This window comes from Streptomyces sp. NPDC027189 (assembly GCF_055566975.1).
Genome location: NZ_JBVHRI010000065.1, coordinates 1 through 10,167 on the forward strand (window position 1 = coordinate 1; position 10,167 = coordinate 10,167).

The 10,167-nt window shown below is 68.9% G+C and carries 9 protein-coding genes and 1 pseudogene; 9 read left to right on the forward strand and 1 reads right to left on the reverse strand.

Annotation, left to right across the window (positions count from 1 at the left end; genetic code table 11):
• Positions 1-423: 423 nt before the first annotated feature.
• The 9 genes from ACZ4RZ_RS49885 (at position 424) to ACZ4RZ_RS49925 (ending at position 9,601) form a co-directional block, all read left to right on the forward strand.
• Positions 424-1,632, forward strand: a complete 1,209-nt coding sequence (locus tag ACZ4RZ_RS49885) for a cytochrome P450 (protein ID WP_467754306.1) — start codon at positions 424-426, stop codon at positions 1,630-1,632.
• Positions 1,622-2,287 carry a hypothetical protein gene (locus ACZ4RZ_RS49890; protein ID WP_467754307.1) on the forward strand — a complete coding sequence of 222 codons (666 nt, stop codon included), beginning with the start codon at positions 1,622-1,624 and terminating at the stop codon, positions 2,285-2,287. The genes ACZ4RZ_RS49885 and ACZ4RZ_RS49890 overlap by 11 nt, the downstream gene beginning before the upstream one ends.
• Complete coding sequence (locus tag ACZ4RZ_RS49895; protein ID WP_467754308.1) at positions 2,284-3,567, forward strand: cytochrome P450 family protein; 1,284 nt, start codon at positions 2,284-2,286, stop codon at positions 3,565-3,567. Before ACZ4RZ_RS49890 ends, ACZ4RZ_RS49895 begins: the two co-directional genes overlap by 4 nt.
• On the forward strand, positions 3,564-4,247 hold the full coding sequence (locus ACZ4RZ_RS49900; protein WP_467754309.1) for an SDR family oxidoreductase: 684 nt from the start codon (positions 3,564-3,566) through the stop codon (positions 4,245-4,247). Before ACZ4RZ_RS49895 ends, ACZ4RZ_RS49900 begins: the two co-directional genes overlap by 4 nt.
• A gap of 615 nt (positions 4,248-4,862) precedes the next feature.
• Positions 4,863-6,086: a PP2C family protein-serine/threonine phosphatase gene (locus tag ACZ4RZ_RS49905; RefSeq protein WP_467754310.1), complete on the forward strand. Its 1,224-nt coding sequence runs from the start codon at positions 4,863-4,865 to the stop codon at positions 6,084-6,086.
• Between the two features lie 385 nt (positions 6,087-6,471).
• Positions 6,472-6,675, forward strand: a complete 204-nt coding sequence (locus ACZ4RZ_RS49910; RefSeq protein WP_467754311.1) for a hypothetical protein — start codon at positions 6,472-6,474, stop codon at positions 6,673-6,675.
• 83 nt (positions 6,676-6,758) lie between these two features.
• Entirely contained in the window at positions 6,759-7,370 is a 612-nt protein-coding gene (locus ACZ4RZ_RS49915; RefSeq protein WP_467754313.1) for a restriction endonuclease, read from the forward strand.
• Positions 7,371-7,732: 362 nt separating this feature from the next.
• Positions 7,733-8,278 (forward strand): hypothetical protein, encoded by a 546-nt coding sequence (locus ACZ4RZ_RS49920; RefSeq protein ID WP_467754314.1) that lies wholly within the window; start codon positions 7,733-7,735, stop codon positions 8,276-8,278.
• Positions 8,279-8,575: 297 nt separating this feature from the next.
• Positions 8,576-9,601: a YrhB domain-containing protein gene (locus ACZ4RZ_RS49925; protein WP_467754315.1), complete on the forward strand. Its 1,026-nt coding sequence runs from the start codon at positions 8,576-8,578 to the stop codon at positions 9,599-9,601.
• Positions 9,602-9,739: 138 nt separating this feature from the next.
• Here ACZ4RZ_RS49925 and ACZ4RZ_RS49930 read toward each other — a convergent pair.
• Positions 9,740-10,051, reverse strand: a pseudogene (locus ACZ4RZ_RS49930) (RNA-guided endonuclease TnpB family protein); the annotation flags it as partial.
• Positions 10,052-10,167 lie beyond the last annotated feature (116 nt).

The window sequence follows — 10,167 nt, forward strand, 5'->3', positions numbered from 1 at the left end:
GCCACCCCATAGGGGTGTCTGGACGGAGGAGCCCACCCAACAGCCAGCTGGGCGCTACCTCCAAGCCCGGCCGTTCACGGCCGGGTCAAGTCGACGCGTCTGAGCTGGGTGCGGTCCACGTTGCGGTGGGCCGGGCGCAGGCCTTCGCCCAGGCGAAGCAGCCTGGTGACCTGAGCGGGCGTGGACTCGGACGGCGGTTTCCCCAGGTCAAGACCATGGTGCTGGGCGCCGCCACAGACATCACTGCATTCGCGGACTTCCCGCCGGCCCGCTGGAAGAAGATCTGGAGCACCGACACGACCGCCGCTCACCCATTTGGAGCAATCCGGCTGTGCTCCGAGTCGCATGTCACCCGTTCGGAGTCGTCAATGGAGAGTGGCCTGACACGAGACCTCCGTTTCATCGCCCCGAGGGGTTGATGCCATGGGAACCATCGGCTCCACTGATGCCCTCACGGATGTTCACGCCGGCGACCCGTACCCCGTCTATGCATGGCTGCGTGAGACCGAACCGGTGTACCGGTGCCGGACCGGCGCCTACCTCCTGACCCGGTACACGGACTGCCGGCGTGTACTGACCGAGCGCGGGTCATTCCTCGCCCCGGGCGGTCCCCGGCCGTCCGCGGGGACGGCCGGGGATTGTGCGCCTGTGCTGTCCCGCGTCATGAGCGCGCAGAATCCACCCCGGCACACCAGAATGCGCACCGCGGTCGCCCGGCGTTTCGTCGAGCACGTGCGACGTCAGCAGGGGTGGGTCGGCAGACTCTGCGACCACCTGCTCGAACCCGTGGTGGAGACGCTCCGCTACGGCGTCGCCGACATGACCACGCTGGCCGAGGCGTTTCCCCGCGACACGATCATGCACGTGCTGGGACTGCCGCCAGGCGATCACGAGCGCGTCTCCACACTCGTCACCGACATCTTCCCCACCTCCGGTCCGCTGCCCGGCCAGGAGCGCGAGGGCACTGTGGCGATGCGGCAGCTCACCGACTACCTTCAAGGGGAAGTGGCTCGACGGCGCCGCGCGCCCGGCGACGATCTGATGTCCGAACTCGTCGAAGCGCACACCGCCTGTCCCGAGGCCTTGCCGCACGACGAACTGGTCAGCATCCTCACGGGACTCACGGTCGCCGGGTACCCGCAGATCGCCGCGGGGATCGAGACCGGGATCGTCCTGATGATCCGTCACCCGGAATGGGCGGTCTTCCTGGACGACCCCGTCCGTGCCCGGATGTTCGTCGACGAGGTGCTCCGCTACGACGCGCCGGTGCAGTTCACGCCCGCCCCCCGCATTCCCGCGAGGACGGTGGTCCTCGGCGGCGTGACGATACCGGCGGGAGCGCAGGTCTGGCCGGTGCTGGGTGCCGCCAACAGGGATCCCGGTGAGTTCACCCGGCCCGACGAGTTCTGGCCGGGGCGCGGCGAGGCACGTCACCTGAGCTTCGGCGGAGGCGCCCACTACTGCCTCGGCGCCGAACTGGTGTACCTGGAAATGGCGATGCTGCTGCGACGGCTGCGGCAGCGTCTTCCCGATCTCGTGCAGGCACGGCCGCCCGCCCAGAGGGTTGGGCGGCTGCGCGGGTTCACTTCCGTTGCTGTCATGCGAACGGAGACCGATCGTCATGACCGGTAGTGGTCCCCACGCATACGCGGACAGCGTGCACGTCTTCCTGGAGAGCGCCGTCTGCTCCACGTTCCTCGACGCTGCTCTTCGTGTCTACGAATCGATCAGGCCGGGCTTTCCCTATCCCTGCTTCGGGGTCCTGGTCGGTCGTATGCAGGGCGACAGCGCCCGCATCGAGCGCGTCGAATTCGGCCGCAACGTCCGGGCCACCGACGGCGCGGCCCTGGGGGAATTCTCGGAATCCATCGTTCCCTGTTTCGGAACGGCCTATGAGAACCCGCATCGCGGGTACTGGTGCGATTCCACCGACCTGCTGCGCATCCTGCGGGACGCCGAACTGGACGGGCTGGACATTTTGGGGTCGATACACCTCCACCCCGACTGGCACAACATCGACTCACCGGGCGGCGGCGGGTCGCGGCTGAGCGAGCACCCGACGCGCATGGACACGTACGTCTTCGCCAACACCGGATGGCCGATCAATCTCATCTGTTACCTGGAACGCCGGAACTGCAGCATGTACCACTCATGGGGCGCATGGACCCCCCGTACCGGCGACCCCTCGAATCCCCATTGCGACGCGCTGCCGGTCCGCCTGGCCCTGCCCGCCCATGCACGGGTTCACCGGACCCGAACGGCCGTGCGCTCCATGGAGGACCCGTGAACGCAGAAGAGGTCAACGACGCCGTCGCCTGCCCCATGCCGCCGGGGCACCGGGATTCCGGCGTTCTCACCGATCTTGTGGACGCGAGGGGCTACGTCGACGCCCCCTATGCACTGCTCGCACAGTTGCGGGCCGAAAAGCCCGTACGGCGCGTGGTGTTCGCCGGCGTTCCCGTATGGCTCGTCACGCGCCATGAGGACATCCGCACGGCGAGCAAGGATCCACGGCTCAGCAACGATCCGCGGCGCGGCAACAAGACCGTGCAGAGCGCTCCGTGGGTTTTCGCCACCGAGACCTACACCGTCACCCGCAATATGCTCCGCTGCGACCCTCCGGACCACACCAGACTGCGTGAACTGGTGGCAGGTGAGTTCACCCCTGGCCGCATCGAGGCCCTGCGCCCACGCATCCAGCAGATCACCGACGAGCTCCTGTCCCCGGTCCTTCCACTGGGGCGCCTGGATGTCATCACCGGCTTCGCGAAGCGTCTGCCGCTCACGGTCATCTCGGAAGTACTGGGTGTGCCTGCCCGGGGACGGGACACCTTCGCGCGGCTCGCCGGCGTCTACGTCGAGATGAGCGAAGGCGACCACGGCCGCATGCCCCGGGCCGCCTGCGAGATGCGGGACTACCTCACCGGACTTCTCAAGGCGAAGAGACAGTCCCCCGCCCGTGTCGACGACCTGCTGGGGCGACTCCTCGCAGCCGATCACCAGGAGGACGAGGTGATCGGCATGTCCTTCCTCCTCCTCGTGGCCGGTTTCGAGACGACCGCGAATCTCATCGGCAGCGGGGTGCTGGCCCTGCTGGAGCACCCCGAGCAACTGGAGCTGCTCCGCAGGAAGCCACACCTCGTGGGGCAGGCGATCGAGGAGATCCTGCGCTGGAACGGCCCCATCAAGATGGCGCCCGTCCTGCGGTTCACGACCTGCGACGTGGGCATCGGAGACGTCACCGTTCCCGGTGGCGGAGAGGCCGTACTGCTGTCCTACGGCGCCGGCAACCGGGATCCCGCCCGCTTCGCCGAGCCCGACCGGTTCGACATCCTCCGCGACAGCCGAGGGCACCTCGCCTTCGGACACGGGATCCACCACTGTCTGGGCGCGCCGCTCGGCAAAGCGGAAGCCGCGATCGCGCTGTGCGCCCTCCTGGAACGCTGCCACGGACTGGCGCTCGCGAGCGATCCCTGCGAACTGGCCTGGGGACACAGCCGGTTCATGCGTGGACTGACCAGCCTGCCGGTCACCTTCAAGCCCGTTCCACGAGGGAGCACACCATGACGACTGAGCGACCGCGCGCACTCGTGACAGGAGCCTCCCGGGGCATCGGGGCGGCCGTCGCCCGTGCACTGGCACCCACACACGATCTGCTCCTCGGCGGCCGCGACGCCCGGACGCTCGAGGCGCTCGCCCGCGACCTGCCGGGCAAGGCCGGTCCCTGGGCGGTCGATCTGGCGGATCCCGGGGGCCTCGCCCAGGCCACGACGGACATCGACCGACTGGACGTGCTCGTGCACAACGCCGCCGTCGCGGAGCCCGGCACGATCGCCGGCACCCCACTGGACGCGTGGCAGCGAATCTTCGCGGTCAACCTCTTCTCCGCCGCCGAACTCACCCGCCTGCTCCTGCCGTCCCTGCGCCGCTGCCGAGGACAGGTGGTCCTGATCAACGCGGGGTCCGGACTCCGGATCAAGGCGCACCGCGGTCCCTACGCCGCCAGCAAATACGCGTTGCGAGCGTTCGCAGAGGCACTTCAGGCCGAAGAGGCACCCAACGGAGTCCGGGTGACCTCGATCCACCCGGGTCCGACCGACACCGAGCTGCAACGCAAGGCGGCCGAACGGGCCGGCCGCGAGTACCGCCCGGATCAGTTCCTGCGGCCCGAGTCGGTGGCCGCCGTCGTGCTCAACGCGGTACGGGCGCCCGCGGACGCGACAGTGACCCGTACCGTCATCGACTGAGGACCGCCCTGCGACCACTGAGTTCAGTCAACCGGCCCAGCCACCGGTCCCCTGCCCAACCCAGGCCCTCGGGGTCGCGGCGCCCGCCCCGGCGCGGCACGGCGGCGCAGGCCGACACGTGGAGACCGAGATGCGCGCCCGAGCCCCGAGGACGGCTCACCGAACACGAACGCGCTGTCGTCGCCCAGGAGTTGGTATGCCCTGGGAAGTGGGCCCCTGCCAGCTCTGTGCAGCCCCCGGCGCAACTCGCCTGCGCGTCTGGGACGTCGGTGCTGTTGAACGGGCGAAGTGCGGGGTGGCGCGGGCTCGCCGTCGCCGGGCCCTCGTGTCAGCTGGGGAACATTCCCGCGGTGGCGTTGACCCAGGTGCCGGTGATGGCGGCGCCGGCCTCGCAGGCGAGAACGTTGCCAGTGCGGCGATGTCGGCTTCACCGCACGGACGCACGCATGAGCGGAGCCGCACCGCCCGAAGAACCGGGAATCAGACGATCGGACCGCGGACGACGTGGTCCGACATGCCGCGCTTGGCGTAATGAGCCGTCGGGCAGGCGTTCCCGGTCACGTTGTGCGGAGACGGTGACCGGGACGGTGGCAGGAAGAAGGTGGCGAACCAGCCATGGGCGAGGAGAACGTGGACCGCTCGGAGGGTTACGGCGAGCGGCTGCTCGGCCTGCTGCTGGACAGGGCGCGGCTGCTGTCGCCGCAGCTGATCGCACCACTGATCGCGGATGAGGTAGCCAGGATCGGAGGTCGTGACGTCTCCATCCTGCTCCAGGACTACGCGCAGGAGGTGCTGGTGCCGCTGCCGGGCAGGAAGCTGCATGTCAGCCAGCCCTACCCGATGGAGGGCTCCCCAGCCGGCCGGGCCTTCCTGCGCGGGGACGTCGTCGAGGTGCCGCACCCCTCGGGCGTCCGGATGTACCTGCCACTGCTGGACGGCAGCGCCCAGGTGGGCGTGATGGCCCTCACCCTGGACACCGTCGACGACGACGACCGGCGCCTGCTGCGCAGGCTCGCCGGGCTGGTCGCCGACATGCTGGTCACCAAGAACGCCTACACCGACCAGTTCTTCCAGATCCGGCGCCGGGAGCCGATGAGCGTGTCCGCGGAGATCCAGTGGACCCTGCTGCCGCCGCTCACGATGTCCGTGCCGCAAGTCGAGGTAGCCGGCATCCTGGAGCCCACCTACCGCGTCGCCGGCGACAGCTTCGACTACGCACTCAACGACAACATCCTGCACGCGGCCGTGATCGACGCGATGGGCCACGGCCTGGACGCCGCCACGATGGCGACCGTGGCCATCGGCGCCTACCGACATGCCCGGCGCGTTTTCATCGGCCTGGCCGAGAAATACGCGTTCATGGACGATGCCGTCTCCCGGCAGTTCGGGCCCGACCACTTCGTCACAGCCCAGCTGATGCACGTGAACATCGCCACCGGTGAGATGGAGCTGGTCAACGCGGGGCACCCCGCGCCGCTGCTGATCCGCGACGGCCAGGTCGTGCAGCAGCTGGAGAGCGCGACGACGCTGCCCATCGGATTCGGCGGTGAGATGCCCCAGGTCAGAGAACACACGCTCCAGCAAGGCGACAGGGTGCTGTGCTACACCGACGGCATCATCGAGGAGCGCATCGCCGGCGGCGAGCCGTTCGGCGAGGAACGCCTCATCCACTGCGTCAACCGCCTGGGGGAGGAGCCGTCAGAGGGGCTGCGGGCGGATCTGCGCCGGCTCTCCCAGACACTGAAGAGGGGACGGAGCGGGCGCACCAGCGACGACGCCACCCTTTTCATGATCGAGTGGCACGGAGGCGCCGCCGACCACCTCACGCTCCGTGACTGAGCGCCTCGACGCCAGCCAAGCCCCCACGACAGTACCGCCCCTGCGCCGCGCGCGAACCCGATACGCGTGAGGGTGGCGATCAGCGCAGGCCGGTGGAACCGACAACAGCACGGGGCCGGTTGCGGGCCCACCGCTTGAGGTCGCCGACGCGGCCGTCGTGTCGTCAGGGCAGCGCGGGCGTCGGGCCTGGCCTGTTCGGGCCTGACTTGATCACCTGGCGTAGTGATGTTCTGACTCGTTGTCAGTGCCTGCTGCCACCATGGGCGGTTGCGCGGAGATTTGCTACGAGGGGGAGGCAGACATGCCCTGGGTGAGGGATTACGTGCGCTCTGACGGGACACCGGTACGCGGGCATTCACGCTGGGCCCCGGGCGCACGTCAAGAGATGACGATCTTAGCCGTGGTCGCGTTGGCGGCCGTGGGCATGGGGAACGGCAACATCACCACGGGCAACGGGAACCGTCCGCAGCCGCAGTCGACGGTGCACTACGCCATCACGTTCAACAACACGAACACCGTGAAGGTGCAGCGGCCTCAGCCCACGGTGTCGTACCCGATCAGGTTCTCATCCCCCGACGGTGACCGGTGACGCGGCGGTCGCCGGCCCGGTGGCGGCCGAGGCGGCGCAGCAGGCGCCGGCAGCAGGCGCAGGCGCAGCTGACCGCATTCCTGGTGGCGGCGGCCGTGGTCATCGGGCTGATGGTGATGGTGGTCAACTGGCTGCTCGCTCATTGGTGGGTGCTGGTCGTTGCCGTGGCGCTCGCGGCGTTGGCAGGCGTCGGCTGGGCATACGACCGCCGGCACAAAGCCCGGTGGGAGGCGGTACGGGCGCGGGGCTTGCGGTTCGCCCTGCCGCAGCTGGACGCGCTGCACCACACGCAGTTCGAGCAGGCGATCCGGGAACTGATGCAACGTGACGGATGCCCGGATGCTGCCCGGGTCGGCAGTGGCGGCGACCTCGGCGCGGACGTGAAGGCCACCGATCCGTTCGGGCGGCACTGGGTGATCCAGTGCAAGCACCGCCGCAATGGGGATCGCGGCTCGGCCGTGGGTACCCCGGATCTGCAGGTGCTCAACGGCACCGCACGACAGGTGCACGGGGCCGACGTGGCGGTGATCGTGACCAACGGCCGTGTCACCGCGCCGGCTGTAGCCTTCGCCCAGCAGCAGCGACTGCATGTGGTGGATCGTCGTCTGCTCGGCACTTGGGCCGCGGGCAACCGCCCGCTGTGGGAGCTTCTGCGAGCCCTCCCCCCTCCCCGGAAGCCGTCTGTTCTGTCTTGACCAAACAGTCGTCAAGGGGCGGCAGTTGGGCAGAGGCCCGCCGACGACGGGTGTCTGCCCAAGAAGCAATCAGACCAGTTCTGTGGTCCCCGCATCCGGTGGCCAGGGACATGTCGTGCCGATGTGGACTACCGACGAAACTCGCTGACCTGCGGTGATGTACTGGGGCGATGCGTCCAGATCCCGGGCTTCCCGGTTGGTCTTCCCGCCGAGCGAGGTTGCCGCGCGATCAGGCCACCCCCAGCCGGGCACCGCATGCCGCCGGACTGCTGACCAGTTCCCACCTCGTCGTCCTGGAGCAAAGAGTCTCCACGAGCACTGACCCGCGGAAGGCTGTCAGTGCTCGTTCATAGGATCACGGCATGTCTGATGCCTTCACCGTCTTGTGGACCCATGACACCTGCCGTGCCCTGCGCAAGACGGGCCGCGTGGGCGAGCGGCCGCCGGTCGCCTTCAGCGGCGTCCATTCCTCCCTGCCCGCCTGGTCGGGTGCCCGTGTTGGGGACGAGGTGTACGCGCTGCACGTCAACCGGTGCGTCGTGTTCGTGGTGAGCCGGATGCGGGTGATCGACATGGAGCGGCGCGGCTGCTGCGGCACGGCCCCCGCGACGTGGCAGGACCCGGCGTTTCCCGGGCACGGCGACTGGTCGATGCTCGGCGCCGGCGGCTGCGGCGCTGCGGCAGTGCACGTGGACGCGACGCCCGTCCGCTTCGATACGCCGATTCCTGACGATCTTCTGGCGAGGCTTACCTGGCGTAACCGCCGAGGCCAGACCCGCGGTCTGAAATACGTGGTGGACGGCCGTCTCGAACGCTCGGTCAGTCTCCAGGGGTTCTACCGTCTGACCCCCGAGTCCGCCGGCGAGTTGGCGGAGGTCGTCGGCAATGCCGTGCGAACGGTCGCGTGACACGGCGGCACAGCGACTGTCAGGGCGTGGAAGGCGGTCGGTCGACGAATGGCCTGCCGATCGGTGACAGTCGGAACGGAAGGCCTAGGGCAGGCCCGGGCAGCGGCGGCACGGGAGGAAGCACGTGCCGCCGCCTGCAGCGCCCAGCATTTCGTCACTGCGCAAACTGTATTTCGTCTCCCTGATGTGGCCGAGGGCGCGGACAGCGGAGATGGCCGGTTCAGTCCGTTCCGGCCGGTGGTGTGCGAGCGGCAAAATTTGCTGGTGGGGCCGGGCAGGATGGCTGATGCTGTCGGGATGATTGACCGTGAGTTCGCCATCCTGCTGGTCGAAGCGCAGTTGGAGCGCGACTACCGCAGGGAGCTGGCGGCATACGGCAGTTCCGTCCATGTGGTGGTGGCCCACGTCAGGGAGCACGCACTGGGCTGGATCATTGCCTGGCAGTCCGAGGACAACCTGCGCACGCAAGACACACGGCACGCCTTGATAGGCAACGGCCCCTACCTGGTGGACAAGGAGGACGGCAGCCTGCACCAGATCCCGGTGGTGGACGCCGTGACCGGGGCCTGGGAGAGCGACTACCTCACCCGCGTGAAAGGACAGCACCTGCCAGGACCCGTCGACGCACTGCACGACGAGGTGCGGTCGATCGCCGACACGCACGGCAGGGCCCACGCACTGCGCCTGCTGCGCCGACGAGTCCCCGCCTTCAGCATCCGCGACGCCACGGCCTATACGGCCGCGTTGAAGGACGGCCTCGGCCCGCCCGCCGACCTCCTCGCACTGGCCATCGAAGCTCTCCCCCGCCCCACGCAGCCTGCTGCGTTCGGCGTGCAGACCATCACCGGGCCCAACACACCGATGGCAGCGCCCTTTCCAGCACCCGCCCGGCCAAGCTTTGCCCCACATCGCCGCCGGCAGACCGCTCACCAGTGCGGAACGCGATTCGTGGGCGCCTTCCGCGAACTGGCCCCCGACGATGAGCATGCCCCGAGCATCCATGACGCCGCCGCCCTGGAGCCCCGCGCCCACGAATCAGAGGTCGCCGCCTACCTCCGCGCCGCCTCCATTCTGGCCGTCTCCGGCTCAGTGGCCTACGACGTGCTGCGCGGCGACGGCACGATGATCTGCGGGCTCTCGCTGCATACCGACGGAACATGGTTCTGGTCCTCGGACCTGGCCTACTACGTCGAGACCTACCACCTGGCGCTCGACGACCGCTTCCTTGCCCACGCCGCCGCCAACGGCTGGAAGCCACCGCAGCTCAGCCTCACCGAACTGCTCTGCCTGGAAGAACAACTCGCCGAAGACGCCATCTCGTAAAACAGGCCCCGCCGCCGCGCAGGAGGCCATTGCCGTGACTCCTCCCCCCGGATAAATCCGGGGGGCTTGTCCTGTCGGTGGCCAGGCCACGTCGGGAAGGACCAGCCCGGCCCTGATCGCGACGTTGAGTGCACCGACCCCCTCGCGTTTGACGGAGACCGTCTTGACCCGGCCGCGCACGGGCCGGTGCTGGTGCACGCGCACGTGCCCGACGCCTTGCAGACGCACCCGGGTGACCGGGTCGTGCGGGGTGGAGTCCCACCGGCAGCCATCCCCGCCCTTGGGGAAGTCCACCGTGTCGAACCAGTTCACTCCCCGGAAGCGCGGGTATCCGGGTTTATCGCTGGACTTGACCCGACGGAAGAACGCGGCGAACGCCTTGTCCAGACGGCGCAACGTCGCCTGCTGACTGGAGAAGGGCCACCGGCCCTGGCGGTCCGGATCGAACGCCGGATGCCCTTGAGCTGCACGGAGTCAACTTGACCCGGCCGTGAACGGCCGGGCTTGGAGGTAGCGCCCAGCTGGCTGTTGGGTGGGCTCCTCCGTCCAGACACCCCTATGGGGTG